We start from the raw sequence: 22,369 nt of genomic DNA, 5'->3' as shown, positions 1-22,369 counted from the left end.
ACCCAATCTTTTCAGATCTGAATGGATAGAACATCATGAACTTACACGAATACCAGGCGAAACAGCTGTTTGCACGGTATGGTATGCCGGCTCCAACCGGATACGCCTGTACCACGCCACGTGAAGCGGAAGAAGCAGCCTCTAAAATCGGCGCAGGCCCGTGGGTGGTTAAATGTCAGGTTCATGCCGGCGGCCGCGGTAAAGCGGGCGGTGTGAAAGTGGTTAACAGTAAAGAAGAGATCCGCGCTTTCGCTGAAAACTGGTTGGGTAAAAACCTGGTCACCTATCAAACGGACGCACACGGCCAGCCGGTTAACCAGATTCTGGTTGAAGCGGCAACGGATATTGATAAAGAACTCTACCTTGGCGCAGTGGTTGACCGTGGCACCCGTCGCGTGGTGTTTATGGCCTCGACCGAAGGCGGCGTGGAAATTGAAAAAGTCGCGGAAGAAACCCCGCACCTGATTCATAAAATGGCGCTGGATCCATTAACCGGCCCACAGCCTTACCAGGGACGTGAGCTGGCATTCAAACTGGGCCTGACGGGTAAGCAAGTCAACCAGTTCACCAAGATCTTTATGGGACTGGCGACGCTGTTCCTTGAGCGCGATCTGGCACTGGTTGAGATCAACCCACTGGTTATTACTACACAGGGCGATCTTGTCTGTCTTGATGGCAAACTGACCGCTGACGGTAACGCGTTATTCCGCCAACCTGAGTTGCGTGAAATGCGTGATCCAAGTCAGGAAGATTCCCGCGAAGCGCAGGCAGCGCAGTGGGAACTGAACTACGTTGCGCTGGAAGGTAACATCGGTTGTATGGTGAACGGTGCCGGGCTGGCTATGGGTACCATGGACATCGTTAAACTGAGCGGTGGTCAGCCTGCCAACTTCCTTGACGTGGGCGGCGGCGCAACTAAAGAGCGCGTAACTGAAGCCTTTAAAATCATCCTGTCTGACGAAGCGGTAAAAGCGGTATTCGTCAACATCTTCGGCGGAATTGTACGCTGCGACCTGATCGCGGATGGCATTATCGGCGCAGTAGAAGAAGTGGGTGTTAACGTGCCGGTCGTGGTACGTCTCGAAGGAAATAACGCCGAACTGGGTGCCAGTAAACTGGCTGACAGCGGCTTGAATATTATTGCAGCAACCAGCCTGAGCGACGCGGCGCAGCGCGTTGTTGCCGCAGCGGAGGGTAAATAATGTCCATTTTGATCGACAAAAACACCAAAGTAATTTGCCAGGGTTTTACCGGCGGACAGGGTACCTTCCACTCTGAACAGGCGTTGGCCTATGGTACTCAACTGGTTGGCGGCGTGACGCCAGGCAAAGGCGGCACCGAGCATCTGGGCCTGCCGGTTTTTAACACCGTACGCGAAGCGGTTGAAGCGACAGGCGCAACTGCATCGGTCATCTATGTTCCGGCACCGTTCTGCAAAGACGGTATCCTGGAAGCGATTGAAGCGGGTATTAAACTGATCATCACCATCACTGAAGGTATCCCAACCCTGGATATGCTGACGGTAAAAGTGAAGCTGGATGAAGCCGGCGTTCGTATGATCGGACCAAACTGCCCGGGCGTCATCACACCGGGTGAATGTAAAATCGGTATTATGCCTGGTCATATTCACAAGCCTGGCCGTATCGGCATCGTGTCCCGTTCCGGTACCTTGACGTATGAAGCCGTTAAGCAGACGACCGATATCGGTTACGGCCAGTCTACCTGTGTCGGTATCGGCGGCGATCCTATCCCAGGTTCTAACTTCATCGATATTCTGAAACTGTTCCAGAATGATCCACAGACGGAAGCGATCGTGATGATCGGTGAAATCGGCGGTAGCGCGGAAGAAGAAGCCGCCGCCTTTATTAAAGATCACGTGACCAAACCTGTTGTGGGCTATATTGCCGGTGTCACTGCGCCGAAAGGTAAGCGTATGGGGCATGCGGGTGCCATCATTGCAGGCGGTAAAGGCACGGCAGATGAGAAGTTTGCTGCGTTGGAAGCCGCAGGCGTTAAGACCGTGCGCAGTCTTGCTGATATCGGTGAGGCAGTTAAAGCCGTATTACCACAGTAATTGCTCCTGAAGAGCCTGATGACAGGTTCTTCCATTGAGCCAGATAAGCCACCTCCGGGTGGCTTTTTTCGTTCTTTTCGATGGGGTTATCTCGATCCCGACGGAACCGTGTGCAGGCTAAGATTTATTTTTCAGCCATGTATCCACTTGCGCGTAAACGTCCATGGCTTTTTGGACACTTTCATCTGCATGTTAGAAAACCCCGGCTATGATTAAAGGTTGATTGTTAATTATTTGAGAGAGGGGCGTGATTAGCTTGTGAAGAATAGACGAAAATCAGGCTAAAAATAGAGTCGTGTCAATATTATTAGTATCACCTGCCCATCACCATAAAAATAAACTTTACGCTATTGTGTTAAATCAAATGGCGTGAAATTAACACCCTCTATTTTTAGCCACCATTAACGCACATTCGTGCAACACTTTATTTACCTGTCGAGTCCTCACTCTGAGAAAAGTTAACATCTATCAATAAAAGTGTTTTCATATCAACACCTAGCATTGAGCGAATTAAGACCTTTGTATTAAATTGTGCTGGATCAATTTTTCGCAATCACTATAATTTATGAAAATGACAAGCATCAAAAATGATGTAATCACTACAAAATAACTATTTATAGTTATATCGTGACGGCGTATCCTGTCACCGTTCAGTCTTATAATTTTTATTATATGTATTTGCTATCAGCCATTCTCCAGCGATTTCCGTGAGCGACTGCCGCGGTGGCATTGCTGGAATGAATACTGGTCGTTATTTCTGTTGGCAATCACAGATGTATGAAAGCCTCAGCCAATTATATATGCCCGAAGTAATTGGCGTTGTATCCGGACGGTAAAGCACACTGCCGGTATAGATACAACTTCAGGTATGACGGGGAGAAATCTGTGTCGAGTATTCATGCGAGGAGCAAGGGGTCAAGATGTTTGATATCGTCGAACTGTCGCGCTTACAGTTTGCCCTAACTGCCATGTACCATTTCCTGTTCGTCCCCTTAACGCTGGGTATGGCGTTTTTGTTGGCGATCATGGAAACCGTGTATGTGCTGTCTGGCAAACAAATCTATAAAGATATGACCAAGTTCTGGGGCAAGTTGTTTGGTATCAACTTTGCCCTGGGCGTGGCGACCGGCTTGACTATGGAGTTCCAATTCGGAACTAACTGGTCATACTTTTCACATTATGTCGGTGATATTTTTGGTGCACCGCTGGCCATCGAAGGCTTAATGGCATTCTTCCTGGAATCCACCTTTGTCGGCTTATTCTTTTTTGGCTGGGACCGTCTTGGCAAAGTTCAGCATATGGCGGTGACTTGGCTGGTTGCGCTGGGATCGAACCTTTCGGCGCTCTGGATACTGGTTGCTAATGGTTGGATGCAAAATCCAATTGCTTCTGATTTTAATTTTGAAACCATGCGTATGGAGATGGTGAGTTTCTCTGAGCTGGTACTCAACCCGGTTGCCCAGGTAAAATTTGTTCATACCGTCGCAGCGGGTTATACCACCGGGGCGATGTTTATCCTGGGTATCAGTGCTTACTATCTGCTGCGCGGTCGCGATGTTGCTTTTGCTAAACGCTCATTCGCGGTTGCGGCTAGCTTCGGAATGGCGGCGGTGCTGTCAGTGATTGTACTGGGTGACGAATCCGGTTACGAAATGGGGGATGTGCAGAAAACCAAGCTGGCGGCCATTGAAGCTGAATGGGAAACACAGCCAGCACCTGCAGCCTTTACGCTATTTGGTCTTCCCAATCAGGACACGCAGGAAAATAAATATGCAGTTCAAATTCCTTATCTGCTTGGCCTGATTGCCACACGTTCCGTCGATAAACCGGTTACGGGTCTGAAAGAGCTGATGCAGCAGCATGAAGTACGCATCCGCAATGGCATGAAAGCTTATGAATTGTTGGAAGAGCTGCGCGCAGGTAATACCGATCCTAACGTACGTGAAGCCTTTAATAATACGCGTCAGGATTTGGGTTATGGCCTTCTGCTGAAACGCTATACGCAAAATGTTTCTGACGCATCTGAAGCGCAAATTCAGCAGGCAACGAAAGATTCAATTCCCCGGGTTGCACCGCTCTATTTCTCTTTCCGCATTATGGTGGCCTGCGGCGTATTAATGCTGCTGATCATTGGTCTCTCTTTCTGGAGCGTAATCCGCAATCGTATCGGGCGCAATCGCTGGTTGCTCAGGGCAGCGCTGTTCGGCATCCCACTACCGTGGATCGCCGTGGAAGCCGGCTGGTTTGTTGCGGAGTACGGACGTCAGCCTTGGGCGATTGGTGAAGTGTTGCCGACGGCTGTCGCGAACTCCTCGCTCACCGTAGGCGACCTGCTGTTTTCCATGGGGCTGATTTGTGGGCTGTACACGCTGTTTCTGGTGGCAGAAATGTACCTGATGTTTAAGTTTGCCCGACTGGGGCCGAGCAGCCTGAAAACTGGACGTTACCACTTCGAGCAGTCAACGATTTCGGCGCAGCCGGTTCGATAACACAGGAGTCCACAAATGTTAGATTACGAAGTATTGCGCTTTATCTGGTGGCTGCTGATTGGGATCCTGATGATTGGTTTTGCCATCACCGACGGCTTCGATATGGGGGTAGGTATACTGTCCCGTATTATCGGACGGACTGATACTGAACGCAGGGTGATGATCAACAGTATTGCGCCGCATTGGGACGGCAATCAGGTATGGTTAATTACCGCAGGCGGCGCGCTGTTTGCCGCCTGGCCAATGGTTTATGCCGCTGCTTTTTCCGGCTTCTATGTAGCGATGATTCTGGTACTGGCCTCGCTGTTCTTTCGCCCGATTGGTTTTGATTATCGCTCAAAAATAGAAGACATGCGCTGGCGCGGTATGTGGGACTGGGGCATTTTTATTGGCAGCTTAGTGCCGCCGCTGGTGATCGGCGTGGCGTTTGGTAACCTGCTTCAGGGGGTGCCGTTCCACGCAGATACGGATTTGCGCCTGTTCTATACCGGTAATTTCTTCCAGTTACTGAATCCGTTTGGTTTACTGGCAGGGATTGTCAGTCTGAGCATGATCATTGCTCAGGGCGCAACTTACTTGCAAATGCGTACCGTGGGTGAGTTACATCTGCGTGCCCGTGCTGCGGCGCAAATTGCGGCGCTGGTGATGATGGTCTGTTTTGCGCTGGCTGGCGTGTGGGTCGTATACGGCATTGATGGCTATGTGGTGACCTCGGCGATGGATCATGCCGCGGCTTCTAATCCACTTACCAAAGCGGTGGCGCGTGAGGCCGGGGCATGGCTGGTGAACTTCAACCATACGCCGGTCCTATGGCTCATTCCTGCGCTGGGCGTTATTCTGCCTTTATTTACGCTTCTCTGTTCACGTCTGGAAAAAGGGGCCTGGGCATTCGTCTTCTCTTCTCTCACGATGGCATGTGTCATTCTGACGGCGGGTATAGCGATGTTCCCATTCATCATGCCATCCAGTACGGTACCGGGTTCAAGCCTGACTATGTGGGATGCAACCTCAAGTCTGTTGACGTTAAAAGTGATGCTGTTTGTTGCCATCATCTTCGTGCCGCTGATTCTGGCCTATAGCACCTGGTGCTACTACAAGATGTTTGGGCGTATCACTAAAGAGCAGATCGAAAGCAACACTCACTCTCTCTACTAATTAAGGAGCGGAACAATGTGGTATTTTGCCTGGATACTCGGCACCTTGCTGGCCTGCGCTTTTGGTATTATTACTGCGCTGGCGCTTGAACACGTTGAAGAGACGGCCGAAGCGAAAGCGCGGCATTAATGCGTAAGTTAATTGAGCGGCTATACGCCGCCATGGACAAGGGCCCGTTGCGGGTCCTGTCTTTTTGCCTGGCGCTGTTGCTGGCAGGCTGCGTATTCTGGGACCCCTCGCGTTTTGCGGCGAAAACAGGGCCGCTCGCAATCTGGCAGGGTATTGTCATCATGTGGGCGGTGTGTACCGGAGTCATACATGGTGTAGGTTTTCGTCCGCTGCGGTTACGCTGGCAGGCATTTTTCTCTCCGCTGCCTGCTCAGATTATTCTGTTAGTGGGATTAGGCTTCTTTTTCAGCTGAAGCCCGGTATAGTCCCGCCAGGCGGGATTATATTTATCTGCTTTTTTGTCTTTTTTTGTCAGTATCTGCTTAAGATTTATCCCGAAAGCCCCGCTAATTGTTTCCATCCGATAATTATTTTCTTTACCCTCTGGCAATCCATTCCCAAGACGTTTGCGCTTGCGTATAGTAGCAGCGGTTAACTGATATAAAGCATTGCCGGGATGTAGAGTGAGTACAACGCTGTTCAAATGGCCGGTACGTGTTTATTACGAAGACACGGATGCCGGCGGTATGGTGTACCATGCCAGTTATGTTGCTTTTTATGAACGAGCACGGACAGAAATGCTGCGCAAACACCATTTCACCCAACAAACGCTGCTGGAACAACACGTGGCGTTTGTCGTGCGTCGTATGACGATTGACTACCTGGGTGCTGCACGCCTTGATGATTTGCTGGAGGTGCAGTGTGAGGTGGTCGCGATGCGTAGGACAACTATGACATTCGCACAACGTATCGTTAATGCAGAAGGTAACGTTCTCAATGAAGCAGAAGTCCTGATCGCCTGCATCAACCCACACCTAATGAAGCCGATAGCGCTTCCCAAGTCTATTGTCGCGGAGTTCAAGCAGTGACTGACATGAACATTCTTGATTTGTTCCTGAAGGCAAGCCTTCTGGTCAAACTTATCATGTTGATTTTGATTGGGTTTTCTATTGCCTCTTGGGCAATCATTATCCAGCGTACCCGTATTCTGAACGCCGCAGGGCGTGATGCCGAAGCGTTTGAGGACAAGTTTTGGTCCGGCATTGAGCTGTCGCGCCTTTATCAGGAAAGTCAGGCGCGTCGTGATGAACTTGGCGGATCTGAGCAAATTTTTTATGCGGGCTTCAAAGAGTTTGCGCGGTTGCATCGTGCGAATAGCCATGCGCCTGAAGCGGTGATTGAAGGCGCAAGCCGTGCAATGCGTATTTCGATGAATCGTGAACTTGAAACGTTGGAAAACCATATTCCCTTCTTAGGAACGGTAGGCTCTATCAGCCCCTATATTGGTCTGTTTGGCACCGTTTGGGGGATCATGCATGCTTTTATCGCCTTGGGTGCGGTAAAACAGGCGACTCTGCAGATGGTTGCACCCGGCATCGCCGAGGCCCTTATTGCTACCGCGATCGGTCTGTTTGCAGCGATCCCGGCCGTTATGGCTTATAACCGTCTGAATCAGCGCGTGAATAAGCTTGAACAAAACTATGACAACTTCATGGAAGAGTTCACGGCTATCCTGCATCGCCAGGCATTCTCTAGCGAGAACAGTAAGTAACCGGAGGTTAAGCATGGCCAGAACGCGTGGTCGCGCTCGCCGCGATCTCAAATCTGAGATCAACATTGTTCCGCTCCTGGATGTGTTGCTGGTGTTGCTGCTGATATTCATGGCAACAGCACCTATCATCACGCAAAGTGTGGAAGTTGATCTGCCAGATGCGACAGATTCAAAAACGGTTGCCAGTGATGATAATCCTCCGGTGATCGTCGAAGTGGCAGGTGTCGGACAGTACAGCCTGGTAGTCGATCACGATCGCATGTCGCAACTGCCTGCTGAGCAGGTCGTTGCCGAAGCACAGCGCCGAATAGAAGCTAATCCGAAAACGGTGTTTCTGATAGGTGGCGCGAAAGATGTGCCTTATGACGAAATCATCAAGGCACTCAACCTGCTGCATCAGGCGGGTGTGAAGTCTGTCGGTTTGATGACGCAGCCGATTTAATTAATTCGAACCGTTTTTTGGGAACCGAGAGTGTCGAAGGCAACCGAGCAGAACGATAAGTTAAAACGCGCTATTATAGTTTCAGTGGTATTGCATATCTTTTTGATTGCACTGCTGATTTGGAGCTCGTTTGACGAAAAAATCGACACCAGCGGCGGCGGTGGCGGTAGTGATATAGATGCGGTGATGGTCGATTCTGGTGCGGTAGTGGAGCAGTATAATCGGCAGCAGAATCAGCAAAATGACAGCAAGCGTGCGGAACAGCAGCGTCAGAAGCAGGCTCAACAGCAAGCTGAAGAGTTGCAGCAAAAGCAGGCAGCGGAACAGCAACGCTTGAAAGAGCTTGAAAAAGAGCGACTGCAGGCACAGCAAGAGGCACGGCAGCAGCAGGCTGAGCAGCAAAAACAAGCGCAGGAAGCGGCGCAGCAGGCGAAAGAGCAGGCTCAGCAGAAGCAAGCGCAGGAAGCGGCGCAGCAGGCAAAAGAACAGGCGCAGAAACAGGCTGAGGCTGCTACCGCAAAGGCGAAAGCAGAAGCTAAAGCCCAGGCAGATGCGCAAGCTAAAGCGGCTGCGGATGCCCAGAAAAAAGCGGCAGAAGAGGCGAAACAAGCAGCAGCAGATGCGAAGAAAAAAGCCGATCAGCAAGCGAAGCAAGCTGCAGCCGAAGCCGCTAAAGTAAAAGCGGCGGAAGAGGCGAAAGCCAAAGCAGCGGCAGATGCAAAAGCGCAGGCTGCTCAGGAGGCCAAAGCGGCGGCGGATGCGAAAGCGAAGGCTGCGCAAGAAGCCAAAGCGGCGGAAGCAGCGAAGGCAAAAGCCGCCGAAGAGGCGAAGCAGAAAGCGGCTGATGAAGCGAAAGCAAAAGCTGCAGCCGATGCGAAGAAGAAAGCCGATGCGGCGGCAAAAGCGAAAGCCGCAGCCGATGCGAAGAAGAAAGCTGAGGCAGAAGCTGCTCAAGGCTCCAGCGATGTGGACGATCTGTTAGGCGGCCTTAGCGCCGGTAAAAACGCGCCGAAACAAGGTAAATCTGGTGGCGGTGCTTCAGGGCAGGGGAATCAGAAAAAATCGGGCGCCTCCGGCGCGGCGATAGATGGATACCTCGGTCAGGTAAAAGGCGCCATTGAAAGTAAATTCTATGACTCCGATCTCTACAAAGGAAAAACCTGTGATCTGAGCATTAAACTGGCACCTGATGGCTTGCTGATATCAGTGCAGTCACGAGGTGGTGATCCGGCTCTGTGTCAGGCGGCGATAGCTGCCGCGCGGCAGGCACGCATTCCGAAACCGCCATCACCGGATGTGTATGAAGCGGTGAAGAACGCTACGTTAGGATTTAAGCCTTAAAAAAAACTGGCGACGTACGGCATGTTGAACTCTGGTCAGTATGCCGTACTCTATATTCTACAGATCTGGTTGCAGGCCAGGGGTGAAGCGGATATTTCTCAGGTGCAGGCGTTACCTGCTCCTGAGGTAATTATCGTTACACCGCGGCAGCGTGAAGTGTGGCGGGCATAGCCTGCAATAATGGTTGTTTGAACACTGCTAATTATCGTGGATTTACCATCCTGATAAGGGAGAAAAAATGAAGCAGGCATTTCGTATAGCGTTGAGCTTTTTACTTTTGTTTGCTGCCGTGGCGCAGGCAGAAGTACGTATTGAGATCACGCAAGGTGTTAATACCGCGCGTCCCATTGGCGTTGTGCCGTTTAAATGGGATGGCCCAGGTGCCGCACCTGAAGATGTCGGTGGTATCGTGGCCGCTGACTTACGCAACAGCGGGAAATTTAATCCGCTGGATCGCACTCGTTTGCCGCAGCAGCCGACCTCCGCTTCTGAAGTGCAGCCTGCTGCCTGGAGCGCATTAGGTATTGATGCTGTCGTCGTCGGGCAGGTTCAGCCGGGCGCCGATGGTAGTTATACCGTTTCTTATCAATTGGTTGACACCGCGGGTTCTCCGGGCACAGTACTGGCACAGAACCAGTTCAAAGTGACCAAACAGTGGCTGCGCTATGCTGCTCATACGGCGAGTGATGAAGCCTTTGAAAAGCTGACCAGCATTAAAGGTGCTTTCCGTACCCGTATTGCTTATGTCGTGCAGACCAATGGCGGCCAGTTCCCGTACGAGCTGCGCGTTTCCGATTACGATGGCTACAATCAGTTTGTTGTACACCGTTCACCTCAACCGTTGATGTCGCCTGCCTGGTCCCCGGATGGGAGCAAACTGGCCTATGTGACCTTTGAAAGTGGTCGCTCTGCGTTGGTTATTCAGACTCTGTCGAATGGGGCTATCAAACAGGTTGCTTCATTCCCACGTCATAACGGTGCACCGTCGTTCTCTCCGGATGGCAGTAAGTTAGCTTTTGCGCTATCTAAAACCGGTAGTCTGAATCTGTACGTGATGGATCTGGCTTCCGGTCAGATTCGCCAGGTAACTGATGGTCGTAGCAATAATACAGAACCGACCTGGTTCCCGGATAGCCAAAATCTTGCCTATACCTCGGACCAGGCTGGACGTCCTCAGATTTATAAAGTGAGTTCAAGTGGCGGGGCTCCACAGCGTTTGACCTGGGAAGGTTCTCAGAATCAGGACTCTGATGTGAGCACCGACGGTAAATCTTTGGTGATGGTGAGCACTAATGGCGGTGCGCAACATATCGCCAGACAAGATCTGGAAACGGGAGCCGTTCAACAATTAACGGACACGTTCCTGGATGAGACGCCAAGTCTCGCACCTAACGGCACAATGGTAATCTATAGTTCTACTCAGGGTATGGGTTCCGTGTTGCAGTTGGTTTCGACGGATGGGCGTTTCAAAGCGCGTCTTCCGGCAACCGATGGACAGGTCAAATTTCCTGCCTGGTCGCCGTATCTGTGATGCATGTGTAAATATGTATGGCAAACAATAATAGGATTTTAGAAATGCAACTGAATAAAGTGCTGAAGGGTTTATTGCTGGCATTGCCAGTTATTGCAGTGGCTGCATGTAGCTCACACAAAAATAACAACAACGACCAGACCAATGGTAATGGTATGGGCGGCGCTGATGGTTCTAACAGTGGCATGAACAGCGGTAACATGTCTTCTGAAGAACAGGCTCGTCTGCAGATGCAAGAACTGCAGAAAAACAACATCGTTTACTTTGATCTGGACAAGTATGACATTCGTTCTGACTTTGCTCAGATGCTGGATCAGCACGCGGCTTTCCTGCGTAGCAACCCATCTTACAAAGTGACCGTTGAAGGCCATGCGGATGAGCGCGGTACGCCTGAATACAACATTTCTTTGGGTGAGCGTCGTGCAAACTCTGTAAAAATGTACCTGCAAGGTAAAGGCGTTTCTGCTGACCAGATCTCTATCGTTTCTTACGGTAAAGAGAAGCCAGCTGTACTGGGTCACGACGAAGCGGCATATGCCAAAAACCGTCGTGCCGTACTGGTATACTAAGAGAATCGTATGATTAGTAGCTTCAGAACTCACCTGTTGAGTCTGTCGTTACTGGTTGGCGTAGCGGCCCCTTGGGCCGCTAATGCCCAGGCAACAATCAGTAATGCTGGCTCCGGCTCGGTCGAAGACCGTGTCACCACCCTTGAGCGTATATCCAATGCTCAGGGACAACTTCTTCAACAACTTCAGCAGCAGTTCAATGACAACCAAAGCGATATTGATTCGCTACGTGGTCAGATCCAGGAAAATACATACCAGTTAAACCAGGTTATTGAGCGTCAGAAGCAGATCTATCAGCAGATTGACAGCCTCAGCAGCAATGGTGGTGGGCAGAGTGGATCCACTGCTGATTCAGCTACGGCTGCTGGCACTGCGGGCGCTGCAACCAGCTCGGGTAGCGATAGCTCGGCGGCATCGGGTTCTCCGGTACAAAGTGGCGATGCTAATACGGATTACAACGCGGCAGTTGCGCTGGTACTGGAGAAAAAACAGTACGATCAAGCTATATCCGCCTTTGATGCCTTTGTGAAAAAATATCCTGATTCAACTTATCAACCTAATGCCAATTATTGGCTTGGCCAGTTGAATTATAACAAAGGTAAGAAAGATGATGCGGCTTACTATTTTGCTACCGTCGTGAAAAAATACCCAAAATCGCCGAAAAGTGCAGAAGCGCTGTATAAGGTTGGGGTGATCATGCAGGATAAAGGCGATAATGCGAAGGCTAAAGCCGTCTATCAGCAGGTTGTGAAACAGTATCCTAATAGCGAATCGGCAAAGCAGGCGCAGAAACGCGCAGCAGGACTATAACCGACGTGGTTTGACCGGATATCGTTTGATTTCTGGTCTTGCCGCGTGAAAGGTAAGCAGTTGAACCACTTAATCGTAAATAGTGGTTGCGCTGAAAACTCAAATCAGTAATATATGCCGCCGTTGCCGGGACATATCTAAATGCATCCGGACAGCCTAAAAGTGGGTCGTTAGCTCAGTTGGTAGAGCAGTTGACTTTTAATCAATTGGTCGCAGGTTCGAATCCTGCACGACCCACCACTACAAAAGTAATACAGATAGTAAATCGTGAAGGGCTATTTTGCACGACCCGGAGCGAATCAAATCAGATTTTCAAGTTTCACACCGCAACAGCGGGTCGTTAGCTCAGTTGGTAGAGCAGTTGACTTTTAATCAATTGGTCGCAGGTTCGAATCCTGCACGACCCACCACTATAAACGGGTGCAAAGTGTGAAATCGTGAAGGGCTACCCTACACGGACCAAGGCATTAAGACAGGTTTCAGAATTACACCGCAACAGCGGGTCGTTAGCTCAGTTGGTAGAGCAGTTGACTTTTAATCAATTGGTCGCAGGTTCGAATCCTGCACGACCCACCAAATTCAGAGAAAAGCACCCACTGGGTGCTTTTTTCGTTTCAGACACAAAAGTAAACCGTGCAGGGTTCGAACCTGCAGCAGGTCGACAAAATTGCGCAGCGATTTTGCCTGATGCTTTAGCATCACCCGAAGGGCGAGTCTCAGAATGAGGCGAAGGTCATCCTGCACGACCCACCAAATTCAGAGAAAAGCACCCACTGGGTGCTTTTTTCGTTTTAACGTTCCTGCAGCGGTATACAGCTTTAATTCTGCACCTTCTGCACAGGCACCGCCTGTATGGTTTCGGGAAGGGCAGTTGATGAGCGCTTCGAAAGGTTTTTCCAAATATGCATAACGGCATAGCTGCGCCATGGGCTCCACGATAGAGATACCTTTTCTGCCTGTTTTGCGCTAATACCGCCAAGATTATTACGTATCACAATATCATCCCTCGGAAAGGCATCAGGCCAGCGTAGGGCACGCATCGCAATATAGTGTGCCGTCCATTGTCCTATTCCCGGTAGCATAATCAATTGCCGGATGGTTTTTTCGGGATCGGTCCCTGAAGCCAGCCACAGCTCTCCAGAGTGACAGGCCCGCGCAATTTCGTGGATGCAGGTTGCGCGTCTGCTAACAATGCCCAGACGTGCAATCTCGTCAATACTGGCTTCAGCAACGTGTGAAGGTAAAGGCGATAGCCGGCTGAGTTCGGGAAAGGGCGTGACGATCTTCTCGCCAAAGGCTTCGGCAAAGCGACCCGCGAGTGTTGTTGCTGCTTTAACGGTAATTTGTTGGCCAAGAATTGCACGGATGGTCATCTCGAAGCCGTCGACGGCACCGGGTACACGTAAGCCGGGATTTTTTATCAGGCTTTCACTGAGAAGGGGATCTTGCTGCAAATGAGCGCTGATTAAGTCGGGACGAGCGCTGAGATCAAATACATGACGTAGACGTTGCAGCATTGCGGGTAACGCGGACGTTAGCGAATGGGTAAATTCCACCATCAGCGCATTCTTCTGCGGTGCATGGGTGACCCTGATCCAACCAGTTGCTTCTCCCAGCCGCAGCGTGCGGGAATAACTGGTGGCATCAACTAACTCAATTTCCTTGATGGCCCGTAGGCTGAGAAACTCCAGCATGGCCTCCCAGTCATAAGGAGGACGATAGCTCAGTTGCAACGTGGAGGTTTCAGCCTGCAGTGTCAGAGGCCTGTCGACCTGTATCTCTTTGCGCAGTCGGCTGGGTGACATCCGATACTGCTGGCTAAACACATCATTAAACCGACGCACACTTGAAAAGCCGCTGGCAAAGGCGATATCCGTTACGGAAAGCGTGGTTTCCGTTAACAGTTGCTTAGCCAGTAATAGCCGTCGTGTTTGTCTGAGCTCAAATGGCGAAACGCCGAGTTCTTCTTTAATAATGCGTCTTAATTGACGTGAACTGATAGAAAAACGGGCAGCAACCTGCTCCAGGCTGTTATTTTCCTCCTCCAGCCCTTCGTCAATACGCTGTAACAGCAAGTCCGCGATGCGATGTGCATTATCTATGGGTGCATTACCCGGAGCCAATTCAGGGCGGCAGCGAAGGCAGGGGCGAAATAATGCTTTTTCCGCGGCCTCTGGTCGGGTGAAAAACAGACAGTTCTCTGGAAGCGGTGTTTTTGCTGGACAAACAGGACGGCAGTAAATACCGGTTGAAATGACGCCAACAAAAAATACGCCGTCGAAGCGCCGATCGTGGGATTTCAGGGCACGCCACGCCGCATTTTTATCAATCATCTTTTCAGTCCCGGTAATAAACAGGGGTTAACCTTATGCTTTGTCAGAGTGGGATGCTGGCTGTTTTCGGACATCGTATAATTTTAAATCAATGTCCGAAAACAGCCAGTTAATGCCACAGAATAATGGATAATCAATCCGCAAGGCGACTCTAACGCCTTGAGGAGAGAGAAGATGTATTTTCGCAAATGTATGGCGTCGCCAGTAGGAAAACTGACGTTGTTGGCCAGCGAACGGGGAATAGCCGCAATCCTGTGGGAAAACGACGATCCGCGACGCGTTCGTATACCCGCATCCATTGAGGTGGCCGACGATCATCCCCTTCTGGGCGATGCGGAATTTCAGTTGCAGGCGTATTTTGCCGGTTCACGTCGTACTTTTAGCCTCCCGCTGGATTTTGTCGGGACCGATTTCCAGCGCCTGGTGTGGCATGCGCTACTCACTATTCCGTATGGAGAAACCCGTAGCTACGCGCAAATTGCCCGACAGATTGGTCGACCGAAAGCGGTGCGAGCGGTCGGCGCGGCGAACAGTAAAAACCCAATCTCAATTATAGCCCCTTGCCATCGGGTCATAGGGGCCAATGGTAAACTGACGGGATTTGCTGGTGGGCTGCCAGCTAAGGCGCTGTTGCTGAATATTGAAGCGCAGAGCCTTCGGTCTATCGGGGAGTGTCCCTCGTCACATCTTTTGTCAGTATGATAAAAATCCGGCGACATACCGGATCATTTTCGCTATCTTGTTTAGCATATAAAACATTAGTGGCGCTTGGCCCGGATTGTAACCCATTATTTTGCTTTACAGGTTAAGTCTGAAAAACGAGATTGGTGATATGAACCTGATGTTCGATCCGGAAACCGCGGTTTATCCTTTTCCGCCAAAACCAGCACGTCTCTCTCCCGATGAGAAGCAATTTTATCGAGAGGAGATCAAACGCCTGCTTAAAGCACGAGATGCGGTGATGGTCGCCCATTATTACACTGACCCGGAAATCCAGGCATTGGCGGAAGAAACAGGCGGTTGTGTAGCCGACTCGTTGGAAATGGCGCGGTTTGGTCGCCAGCACTCCGCCTCTACGCTACTGGTTGCTGGCGTTCGTTTTATGGGGGAAACCGCAAAAATTCTTAGTCCGGAAAAAACGGTATTAATGCCAACACTACGTGCCGAGTGTTCACTGGATCTTGGTTGTCCGATTGAAGCGTTCAATAAATTCTGCGATATGCATCCCGACCGCACGGTTGTGGTGTATGCGAATACTTCCGCCGCGGTAAAAGCACGGGCAGATTGGGTAGTAACGTCCAGCATCGCGGTTGAATTAATCGACCATCTGGACAGTCTGGGCGAAAAGATTATCTGGGCCCCGGACCGCCATTTAGGGCGTTACGTGACGCAACAAACCAGTGCGGATGTGATTTGCTGGCAGGGGGCGTGTATTGTGCATGATGAATTTAAAACGCAGGCGCTACAGCGTATGAAAGCGCTCTATCCTGAAGCCGCTGTGCTGGTACATCCCGAGTCACCACAAGCGATTGTTGATTTGGCCGATGCGGTAGGATCCACCAGTCAACTGATTCAGGCGGCCAAAACGTTGCCACATGCGCAAATGATCGTCGCTACCGATCGCGGTATTTTCTATAAAATGCAGCAGGCTTGCCCGGACAAAGAATTGCTGGAAGCACCCACCGCAGGAGAGGGGGCAACCTGCCGTAGCTGTGCTCACTGCCCATGGATGGCAATGAACGGACTGAAGGCAATTGCAGAGGGTCTGGCGCGAGGGGGAAGTGAGCATGAGATTCAGGTAGATGAAACATTGCGGACAGGCGCATTGATACCGCTTAATCGTATGCTATCTTTTGCCGCAGACCTCAAACTTAGCACCAAAGGCAATGTTTGATCTGACGAGCGCTGTTGCCCTTTGCCAGCAAAGTTGACGATCGTTGCCTCTGTCGCTTCGAGGTAACTCCAACAACTGAATAAATTTTCGAAAGGTGCCAATATGGATTTTTTTAGCACGCAAAATATTCTGGTTCATATTCCGCTTGGTGCAGGTGGCTACGATCTTTCATGGATTGAAGCGGTCGGCACTCTGGCTGGGCTGCTCTGCATTTGGTTAGCCAGCCAGGAAAAAATTATTAATTACCTGTTTGGTCTGATTAATGTCTCATTATTTGCTGTGATTTTCTTTCAAATCCAACTCTACGCCAGCTTGCTATTACAGCTATTTTTCTTTGTTGCCAATATCTATGGCTGGTATGCATGGAGTCGCCAAACCGCAGACAACCAGACAGCGCTTAAAATTCGTTGGTTATCCTTGCCAAAAGCGATTGGCTGGGGCGCGGCCAGTGCGATAGCCATTGCGCTGATGACGCTGTTTATCAACCCGGTATTTGCATTTCTGACCGACATTGCGGTAAGTCTCATGCAGTCTTTGGGCATGGCAGTAACAATGCCGACGCTACAGCCTGATGCGTTTCCATTCTGGGATTCTTGTATGATGGTACTGTCGATTGTGGCAATGATTTTAATGACGCGTAAATACGTTGAGAACTGGTTGATTTGGGTTGTAATCAATATTATCAGCGTAATGATATTCACCCGTCAGGGCGTATATGCGATGGCGCTGGAATATGTATTATTGACGCTGATTGCTTTGAATGGCTGCTGGCTATGGATAAGGAGCGCACGCGAACAGGGTTCACGTCCGCTCGCATAGATTAGTGATGGTGATGATGTGCGGCTTCTGCGTGACCAAATCCGAGGCCGCAATCGTTCCCTTCACAGCGTTGATACTCCATCTGCACCGTGGCATGCTCAATATGATAGCGATGGTGTAGATAATCATGAATACGCCGTAGCAACGCATCGTGATCGTGAGGCGGGATGACCTGCACATGCAATGTCATTACCGGCTTTTCGCCTACCTGCCACAGATGTACGTGATGTACATTACGCACCTCGGCCATATTCAGCGTCAAATCTCGTTTTAGCTTTTCGACATCTATCGAATCCGGGGCACTTTCCAGCAGCTCATGAAAACTTTCTTTCATTAATGACCACGCGCTACGCAATACCAGCGCGGATACAAGAATAGATAAGATAGGATCGATTGGCGTCCAGCCGGTGAACAAAATAATCAGTGCTGCAACAATCGCGCCGACGGATCCAAGCAGATCGCCCAACACATGTAGCGCAGCCGCGCGAACGTTGAGATTCTTCTCTTCAGTACCGCGATGTAATAACCAAAATGACAGCAGATTGGCAATTAGCCCACCAATGGCAATCACCAGCATAAAACCGCCTGCTACCGGTTGAGGTTGGTAAAAACGTCTTATTGCTTCCCAAACAATTAATGCGGTTATAACCAACAACGCAATGGCATTGACAAACGCGGCAAGCGTTGTCAGACGCAGCCATCCAAAGGTGTGGCGTGCGTTAGGCTTGCGTTGTGCAAACTGAACCGCAAGCAGTGCAACCAGCAGAGCCGCTGCATCGGTAAGCATATGTCCGGCATCGGCCAGAAGCGCCAGCGAGCCAGAAATAATCCCACCAATCACCTCCGCCACCATAAAAACAGCGGTGATCGAAAACGCGGCCAGCAGGCGATTTTTATTGCTGTTTCCTTCAGCGTGCGAATGTTGATGTGCCATAATTTTCCAGTTTTGTGAGTAATCTATTAGTTAATAATATCAATAAATTCCAGTCAGGCGTGCTATCCGCGTGCTTTTTCGCATTTTCTACCATCTGCTGACAAAGCCTCTCGCCGGACGAATAGCCTAACAGTAACCAACTCCCCTTCATGCGATGGGCGATTTTCTCAATCATTGACCAATTCTGCTGAGTAAGAGCCTGTTCTAATGCATCGCGATCGCTTTGCAGGGTGCTAATCAGCGTTGACACAATGCGCGGTACAAAGCTCGCTTGCTGATTTGCCAGACGCTTAATTTGTTGGTCGAGATCGCTAAAAGGATCATTGTTATGACTCTGCAATGCACTTTCGATCGCTGTCAGCGAAACGGGTTTTAGTAATACACGATCGGCGAATTGTAATGATGTTGAGAGCGCTAACGCCTGAGCATCCGCTGAACAGAGAACCAGTGTGGTTTTCTGCAACTGATGACGCTCTCGCCTTCGCAAAATACGTGCCACCGTCCTCCCATCAGGATGGGGCATATTGTAATCAATAAACAATACATCAAATGGTTTCTCAGCGCTGGCGCGAAGCAACGCACGACCACACCTGTATGTTTCAGCCGCTACGCCGCAGTGGGCCAGCTGCTGCTGCATGACCAGAAGATTTGTCGGATGATCGTCAACAATAGCCACGCGAAGCCCTGCGAGGGATGGAGCATTACGCAGGTTCGGTGGTGGGGTTGTCTCATTATCCCTTTCTTCGGCCATAACCAGTGGCAATAGCACGCGGACCGTTGTGCCCCTTCCCGGCAGGGAATGCAGGGTAATGCTCCCCCCCATGCGTGTTACAATCTCACGGCAGATCGATAAGCCTAAACCACTTCCCTGAATTGACAGCGCTTTACCGGAAGGTGTCTGATACCAGGGTTCAAATAAACGCTGCTGTTCATCAGCGGGAATACCTGTCCCGCTATCTTGAACCTGCAGGCAAATCTGCTCATCAAGCGCGTCCAGCGTAAGCAGGATCTCACCACTGTGCGTAAATTTAATGGCGTTGCCGATCAAATTATTGGCAATTTGCTGCAGCCGTTCAATATCGAGCATCACTCGAGTAGGCAGCGCTGAAAGCGCACGAACCCGAAAAGCAGGCCCATCGTGGCGCATCAGTGGATGATAAAAATCGCTCAGTTGATTCAACCAATATTCAAGATCAACGGCCTGCAGTGCGAGGGTAAAGGTATTATTTTCAATCTTGGCATGGTCCTGTAGATCGTTAAGCAGTGTCATAAGTGATAAGGCACTGCTATGAATCACTGTCAGATTATGTACCTGAGGTTGCCGAGCGACCTCCATTTCCAGCAGTCCAAGGATCGCCTGCATTGGCGTTCTTAGTTCATGGCTAACCGTTGCCAGGAACTGACTTTTCATCCGGTTAGCGCGATCTGCCTCTTCGCGTTGCTGTTCTAACTGACGCCGTTGATGTGCATCACGTCGCTGCTGCAGGTAGCGACGCACGAGTAAAATCAGCAGGAAAGCGATGGCAAATAATGCCGTTACCAGCATAAATAACGAGACCGGACGCATGTTGTTCTCGCTACCGGATGACAGTTGGACGTTGTTGCTCCAGTTATCCCGCATACGCTGCTGCGTAGCGGCAGGGATCTGTTGTAATCCTTTGTCCATAATGGCCCGCAGTAACGGTTGCTGAGGTGAAACGCCGATTGCAATCGGCCACGCGGTATCACTTGCGGCAAAGGCAAGATGCACGCTCCCGTTATAGCGCGTCTGAATGAGCCAGCGTGCGGAGAGAACATTATCCACCACCGCATCTAACTGACCGTTTGTCAGCGCATCGTACAGTGATTTTCCCTCATCGTAAGGCGTTATGCTGAGGGATTCAGGCACCAGTTGGCGGGCAATATCCCCCCGTCGTACGCCAATGCGTAAACCCTGTAAATCCTGCCAACCGACGATACGCCGTGCGGTATTACCCACGTAAACTCCCCAGAGTGCGCGCCAAATGGGCACTGTGTGGCTGTCCTGTATCTCAGCATCACCAGTCAGCGGCTTCATTAATTGAAGTTGAGCCCGCTGTTGTTGAATAAGGGCACTGGCCTGTTGGGCATTTGCTACCCAGTATGGCTGAAAACGCAACCCGGTATTTTGCCCAATAGCGTTCAGTAATTCGACGCTATAACCGCTGGCTTCGCCTTTAATTGTGCGATAGCTCCAGGGATAATCATCGGCCAGGGCGGCGTAGGTGATGACCGGATGTTGCACCATCCACTCACTTTCCATTGGGGTGAGGCGTGCGGTATTGGTATCCAGATAACGTGGCAGCGGACGGCTCCACCGCCCCTGGATATCATTCACTATGTCCATGGGCAGCTGACGCATCACACTTTCGAGCGCGCGGGTCAGCTTTACATCTCGGGTGATGGCCTGTAAATGGAGTAATCCTGGGTCAAGAGGTGACTCAATTTGGTAAATTTGTCCCTGCTGTAGCTGGTCCAGCAAAAAGCTGGCGCTGGTTTCATCTGCGACAACGTAATCGTTTTGTTTATTCAGTAGGGTATAAAGAGCCTGCAGATCGCTATCGAGCACCCGCCATTGGTGGTGTTGCGCGAATAAGGGATTAACGCGTTCTCGTGTCGCACGACTAATCGCAATACGGGCGTCAGTCGAGTTAAACATGACTGAACGTTGATTGCTGCGATTACGATAAATGCGTAACGGGCTGTCATACCATGACGGAGTTGCATAAAAATTTGAGGGAAGTGAACGTTGTGGCACGCCAAACAAAAGATCAAGTTGATCTTGTTGGAGTGCGTGCAACATCGCTGTCCAGGAGGAGTAGCCTTCAATCCTGAACTGTAACCCGGCACTGTGGCTGATTGCCGCGAGGTAGTCGGCATTAATACCATAAAGATCGTCACCAACGACCATATTCCACGGTGCGCTATTGTCACGGAGAATGCCTACCCGCAGCATTTTACCTTGCCATGGCCTAATTTGTGCAGACGGAACGACCTGCTGCGGTAACGAAAGTGTACTGACTGCGCGATAGGATGCCTGACCTGTTACGCTGAAGAGCAGCAATAGCGGTAATAAATAGCGAAGGATCACGGCTGCGCTTTCCAGATAGCGGCAAGGTCCAACACGGAGGTTGCGCCTGTTTTATCAAAAATATTCTTTTTATGGGTACTGACGGTTTTATTGCTGATGTGCAATTGGCTGGCGATTTGTAAGTTAGACAGGCCACGGGCCAGCAATGCCAGAATTTGCAATTCTTTTGCCGTTAGGGGAATGACGCGTGCATTATCTTGCCGATCGTCTGCGCCTGAAAAAGCCGTCTTACCTCCTAAAATAGCCAGAATTGCCGCCAGAAGTTGCTCCATCGGCTGGCGTTTCACAATAAAACCCGCTGCGCCCGCAGTTTCAGCCATACGCTGGTAAATACGTTCTTCCTGTGCGGAGTAAATCAATACGTCCTGTGTCTCATCGCGGTGCTTAATACGCCGGAGCAGCTCCAGACCGTCGCTGTCAGGCAAACTAATATCCAGAATAATTAAATCGACGCGGTTTTCACGCAAATAATCGCGAGCCTGTTGTTCGCTGCTCACGGCGGTAAGCTGAAGAGGAATGGGGGATCGTAAAATGGCGGCTTCAAGCGCAACCTGTACTAAAGGATGATCGTCGATTAACAACAAAGTGGCCATGATGATGCCCGAATAGAATCAAGACGCTCAGCATAGCGGACCGGTAAAGGGATGCAACAAAATGCAAAGGAGAGCCGAAGCTCTCCCGTCGGGAAAGGTTACTGCGTTGTGCCGTCTGTTTGGGTATCGGCATCGTTACCCACTTTTTTATTAACGTCAGGGCACTTGCCGTCTTTACATTCGGCGTTCTTATGGACCTGATCGGCAGACATATTGCTATCGCTACTGCCCATGGTCGAATTGCTGGTATCACTGCCCGTGTTGTTAATTTTGTCATTATTGACACCGGAAGGCGCGATATTTTCTTTTGCTCCCCCTGCTTTTGCTCCCGCGTCCGCAGCTTGGTTAGCATTACCATCATTGCTTGCGGCCATCACAGCACCACTCCCTAACGTCATTGCGGCGGTCAGAAATACGATTGCAAACTTATTCATCATTATGCTCCTGTTAATTATGATTCGTTGCCGAGCAAACCTGATACGGCAGTTTCAATAAGAAAGGATGATATTGGTGAAATAAAAAAATAGATAATCCAGATAAACTGGATAATTATTGT

At 50.4% G+C, this 22,369-nt stretch carries 22 protein-coding genes and 3 tRNA genes; 20 read left to right on the top strand and 5 right to left on the bottom strand.

Annotation, left to right across the window (positions count from 1 at the left end):
* Nucleotides 1–35 precede the first annotated feature (35 nt).
* From sucC to J1C60_RS12350, 17 genes are all read left to right on the top strand, one after another.
* Nucleotides 36–1,202 (top strand): ADP-forming succinate--CoA ligase subunit beta, encoded by a 1,167-nt coding sequence (gene sucC, locus J1C60_RS12430; RefSeq protein WP_128178912.1) that lies wholly within the window; start codon nucleotides 36–38, stop codon nucleotides 1,200–1,202.
* Nucleotides 1,202–2,074, top strand: a complete 873-nt coding sequence (sucD, locus tag J1C60_RS12425) for a succinate--CoA ligase subunit alpha (RefSeq protein ID WP_128178913.1) — start codon at nucleotides 1,202–1,204, stop codon at nucleotides 2,072–2,074. Before sucC ends, sucD begins: the two co-directional genes overlap by 1 nt.
* Before the next feature lie 920 nt (nucleotides 2,075–2,994).
* On the top strand, nucleotides 2,995–4,563 hold the full coding sequence (cydA, locus tag J1C60_RS12420) for a cytochrome ubiquinol oxidase subunit I (RefSeq protein ID WP_128178914.1): 1,569 nt from the start codon (nucleotides 2,995–2,997) through the stop codon (nucleotides 4,561–4,563).
* A 15-nt stretch (nucleotides 4,564–4,578) separates the two neighbouring features.
* Nucleotides 4,579–5,718: a cytochrome d ubiquinol oxidase subunit II gene (gene cydB / locus J1C60_RS12415; protein WP_128178915.1), complete on the top strand. Its 1,140-nt coding sequence runs from the start codon at nucleotides 4,579–4,581 to the stop codon at nucleotides 5,716–5,718.
* Between the two features lie 15 nt (nucleotides 5,719–5,733).
* Nucleotides 5,734–5,847 carry a cytochrome bd-I oxidase subunit CydX gene (gene cydX / locus J1C60_RS12410; protein ID WP_128178916.1) on the top strand — a complete coding sequence of 38 codons (114 nt, stop codon included), beginning with the start codon at nucleotides 5,734–5,736 and terminating at the stop codon, nucleotides 5,845–5,847.
* Nucleotides 5,847–6,140, top strand: a complete 294-nt coding sequence (gene ybgE, locus J1C60_RS12405) for a cyd operon protein YbgE (protein ID WP_128178917.1) — start codon at nucleotides 5,847–5,849, stop codon at nucleotides 6,138–6,140. The genes cydX and ybgE overlap by 1 nt, the downstream gene beginning before the upstream one ends.
* 210 nt (nucleotides 6,141–6,350) lie before the next feature.
* Nucleotides 6,351–6,755, top strand: a complete 405-nt coding sequence (gene ybgC, locus J1C60_RS12400) for a tol-pal system-associated acyl-CoA thioesterase (RefSeq protein ID WP_128178918.1) — start codon at nucleotides 6,351–6,353, stop codon at nucleotides 6,753–6,755.
* Nucleotides 6,752–7,438, top strand: coding sequence for a Tol-Pal system protein TolQ (gene tolQ, locus J1C60_RS12395; protein WP_128178919.1), 687 nt, complete (start codon nucleotides 6,752–6,754; stop codon nucleotides 7,436–7,438). The genes ybgC and tolQ overlap by 4 nt, the downstream gene beginning before the upstream one ends.
* Nucleotides 7,439–7,451: 13 nt before the next feature.
* Nucleotides 7,452–7,880 carry a colicin uptake protein TolR gene (gene tolR / locus J1C60_RS12390; protein ID WP_128178920.1) on the top strand — a complete coding sequence of 143 codons (429 nt, stop codon included), beginning with the start codon at nucleotides 7,452–7,454 and terminating at the stop codon, nucleotides 7,878–7,880.
* Between the two features lie 30 nt (nucleotides 7,881–7,910).
* Nucleotides 7,911–9,221 carry a cell envelope integrity protein TolA gene (gene tolA / locus J1C60_RS12385; RefSeq protein WP_128178921.1) on the top strand — a complete coding sequence of 437 codons (1,311 nt, stop codon included), beginning with the start codon at nucleotides 7,911–7,913 and terminating at the stop codon, nucleotides 9,219–9,221.
* A gap of 21 nt (nucleotides 9,222–9,242) precedes the next feature.
* The gene (locus J1C60_RS12380; RefSeq protein ID WP_154325200.1) at nucleotides 9,243–9,392 is read left to right on the top strand and encodes a hypothetical protein; all 150 of its coding nucleotides are present in this window, start codon (nucleotides 9,243–9,245) and stop codon (nucleotides 9,390–9,392) included.
* A gap of 67 nt (nucleotides 9,393–9,459) precedes the next feature.
* Nucleotides 9,460–10,752: a Tol-Pal system beta propeller repeat protein TolB gene (tolB, locus tag J1C60_RS12375; protein WP_128178922.1), complete on the top strand. Its 1,293-nt coding sequence runs from the start codon at nucleotides 9,460–9,462 to the stop codon at nucleotides 10,750–10,752.
* Between the two features lie 44 nt (nucleotides 10,753–10,796).
* The gene (pal, locus tag J1C60_RS12370; protein ID WP_128178923.1) at nucleotides 10,797–11,321 is read left to right on the top strand and encodes a peptidoglycan-associated lipoprotein Pal; all 525 of its coding nucleotides are present in this window, start codon (nucleotides 10,797–10,799) and stop codon (nucleotides 11,319–11,321) included.
* 9 nt (nucleotides 11,322–11,330) lie between these two features.
* On the top strand, nucleotides 11,331–12,131 hold the full coding sequence (cpoB, locus tag J1C60_RS12365) for a cell division protein CpoB (RefSeq protein WP_128178924.1): 801 nt from the start codon (nucleotides 11,331–11,333) through the stop codon (nucleotides 12,129–12,131).
* A gap of 164 nt (nucleotides 12,132–12,295) precedes the next feature.
* Nucleotides 12,296–12,371: transfer RNA gene (locus J1C60_RS12360), tRNA-Lys, on the top strand.
* Nucleotides 12,372–12,465: 94 nt separating this feature from the next.
* Nucleotides 12,466–12,541, top strand: a tRNA-Lys gene (locus J1C60_RS12355).
* A gap of 90 nt (nucleotides 12,542–12,631) precedes the next feature.
* Nucleotides 12,632–12,707: transfer RNA gene (locus J1C60_RS12350), tRNA-Lys, on the top strand.
* A 242-nt stretch (nucleotides 12,708–12,949) separates the two neighbouring features.
* Here the strand turns inward: J1C60_RS12350 and J1C60_RS12345 are convergent.
* Nucleotides 12,950–14,464, bottom strand: a complete 1,515-nt coding sequence (locus J1C60_RS12345) for an AlkA N-terminal domain-containing protein (protein WP_128178926.1) — start codon at nucleotides 14,462–14,464, stop codon at nucleotides 12,950–12,952.
* Between the two features lie 174 nt (nucleotides 14,465–14,638).
* On the opposite strand from J1C60_RS12345, the gene J1C60_RS12340 reads away from it, so the two are divergent.
* The 3 genes from J1C60_RS12340 (at nucleotide 14,639) to pnuC (ending at nucleotide 17,177) form a co-directional block, all read left to right on the top strand.
* Nucleotides 14,639–15,166, top strand: coding sequence for a methylated-DNA--[protein]-cysteine S-methyltransferase (locus J1C60_RS12340; RefSeq protein ID WP_128178927.1), 528 nt, complete (start codon nucleotides 14,639–14,641; stop codon nucleotides 15,164–15,166).
* Between the two features lie 130 nt (nucleotides 15,167–15,296).
* Nucleotides 15,297–16,358, top strand: coding sequence for a quinolinate synthase NadA (nadA, locus tag J1C60_RS12335; RefSeq protein WP_128178928.1), 1,062 nt, complete (start codon nucleotides 15,297–15,299; stop codon nucleotides 16,356–16,358).
* Nucleotides 16,359–16,460: 102 nt separating this feature from the next.
* Nucleotides 16,461–17,177: a nicotinamide riboside transporter PnuC gene (gene pnuC, locus J1C60_RS12330; protein ID WP_128178929.1), complete on the top strand. Its 717-nt coding sequence runs from the start codon at nucleotides 16,461–16,463 to the stop codon at nucleotides 17,175–17,177.
* 1 nt (nucleotide 17,178) lies between these two features.
* On the opposite strand, the gene zitB is transcribed toward pnuC, so the two are convergent.
* The 4 genes from zitB to J1C60_RS12310 all read right to left on the bottom strand — a co-directional run bounded on the left by zitB (nucleotide 17,179) and on the right by J1C60_RS12310 (nucleotide 22,250).
* The gene (gene zitB / locus J1C60_RS12325) at nucleotides 17,179–18,111 is read right to left on the bottom strand and encodes a CDF family zinc transporter ZitB (protein ID WP_128178930.1); all 933 of its coding nucleotides are present in this window, start codon (nucleotides 18,109–18,111) and stop codon (nucleotides 17,179–17,181) included.
* Entirely contained in the window at nucleotides 18,086–21,220 is a 3,135-nt protein-coding gene (locus tag J1C60_RS12320) for a hybrid sensor histidine kinase/response regulator (RefSeq protein WP_235859180.1), read from the bottom strand. Before J1C60_RS12320 ends, zitB begins: the two co-directional genes overlap by 26 nt.
* Entirely contained in the window at nucleotides 21,217–21,813 is a 597-nt protein-coding gene (locus J1C60_RS12315; protein ID WP_128178932.1) for a response regulator transcription factor, read from the bottom strand. The genes J1C60_RS12320 and J1C60_RS12315 overlap by 4 nt, the downstream gene beginning before the upstream one ends.
* A 98-nt stretch (nucleotides 21,814–21,911) precedes the next feature.
* Nucleotides 21,912–22,250, bottom strand: a complete 339-nt coding sequence (locus tag J1C60_RS12310) for a protein YbgS (RefSeq protein ID WP_128178933.1) — start codon at nucleotides 22,248–22,250, stop codon at nucleotides 21,912–21,914.
* Between the last annotated feature and the right edge of the window lie 119 nt (nucleotides 22,251–22,369).

Origin of the sequence: [Pantoea] beijingensis (assembly GCF_022647505.1) — a bacterium.
Lineage (GTDB): Bacteria > Pseudomonadota > Gammaproteobacteria > Enterobacterales > Enterobacteriaceae > Erwinia > Erwinia beijingensis.
This window is presented reverse-complemented; position numbering and strand designations above follow the sequence as displayed.

What these genes read in the sequence shown, in the direction of transcription:
- sucC (WP_128178912.1), top strand. Translation starts at nt 36, where the DNA reads ATGAACTTACACGAATACCAGGCGAAACAGCTGTTTGCACGGTATGGT.
- sucD (WP_128178913.1), top strand. Translation starts at nt 1,202, where the DNA reads ATGTCCATTTTGATCGACAAAAACACCAAAGTAATTTGCCAGGGTTTT.
- cydA (WP_128178914.1), top strand. Translation starts at nt 2,995, where the DNA reads ATGTTTGATATCGTCGAACTGTCGCGCTTACAGTTTGCCCTAACTGCC.
- cydB (WP_128178915.1), top strand. Translation starts at nt 4,579, where the DNA reads ATGTTAGATTACGAAGTATTGCGCTTTATCTGGTGGCTGCTGATTGGG.
- cydX (WP_128178916.1), top strand. Translation starts at nt 5,734, where the DNA reads ATGTGGTATTTTGCCTGGATACTCGGCACCTTGCTGGCCTGCGCTTTT.
- ybgE (WP_128178917.1), top strand. Translation starts at nt 5,847, where the DNA reads ATGCGTAAGTTAATTGAGCGGCTATACGCCGCCATGGACAAGGGCCCG.
- tolR (WP_128178920.1), top strand. Translation starts at nt 7,452, where the DNA reads ATGGCCAGAACGCGTGGTCGCGCTCGCCGCGATCTCAAATCTGAGATC.
- J1C60_RS12380 (WP_154325200.1), top strand. Translation starts at nt 9,243, where the DNA reads ATGTTGAACTCTGGTCAGTATGCCGTACTCTATATTCTACAGATCTGG.
- tolB (WP_128178922.1), top strand. Translation starts at nt 9,460, where the DNA reads ATGAAGCAGGCATTTCGTATAGCGTTGAGCTTTTTACTTTTGTTTGCT.
- pal (WP_128178923.1), top strand. Translation starts at nt 10,797, where the DNA reads ATGCAACTGAATAAAGTGCTGAAGGGTTTATTGCTGGCATTGCCAGTT.
- cpoB (WP_128178924.1), top strand. Translation starts at nt 11,331, where the DNA reads ATGATTAGTAGCTTCAGAACTCACCTGTTGAGTCTGTCGTTACTGGTT.
- J1C60_RS12345 (WP_128178926.1), bottom strand. Translation starts at nt 14,464, where the DNA reads ATGATTGATAAAAATGCGGCGTGGCGTGCCCTGAAATCCCACGATCGG.
- J1C60_RS12340 (WP_128178927.1), top strand. Translation starts at nt 14,639, where the DNA reads ATGTATTTTCGCAAATGTATGGCGTCGCCAGTAGGAAAACTGACGTTG.
- nadA (WP_128178928.1), top strand. Translation starts at nt 15,297, where the DNA reads ATGAACCTGATGTTCGATCCGGAAACCGCGGTTTATCCTTTTCCGCCA.
- pnuC (WP_128178929.1), top strand. Translation starts at nt 16,461, where the DNA reads ATGGATTTTTTTAGCACGCAAAATATTCTGGTTCATATTCCGCTTGGT.
- zitB (WP_128178930.1), bottom strand. Translation starts at nt 18,111, where the DNA reads ATGGCACATCAACATTCGCACGCTGAAGGAAACAGCAATAAAAATCGC.
- J1C60_RS12315 (WP_128178932.1), bottom strand. Translation starts at nt 21,813, where the DNA reads ATGGCCACTTTGTTGTTAATCGACGATCATCCTTTAGTACAGGTTGCG.
- J1C60_RS12310 (WP_128178933.1), bottom strand. Translation starts at nt 22,250, where the DNA reads ATGATGAATAAGTTTGCAATCGTATTTCTGACCGCCGCAATGACGTTA.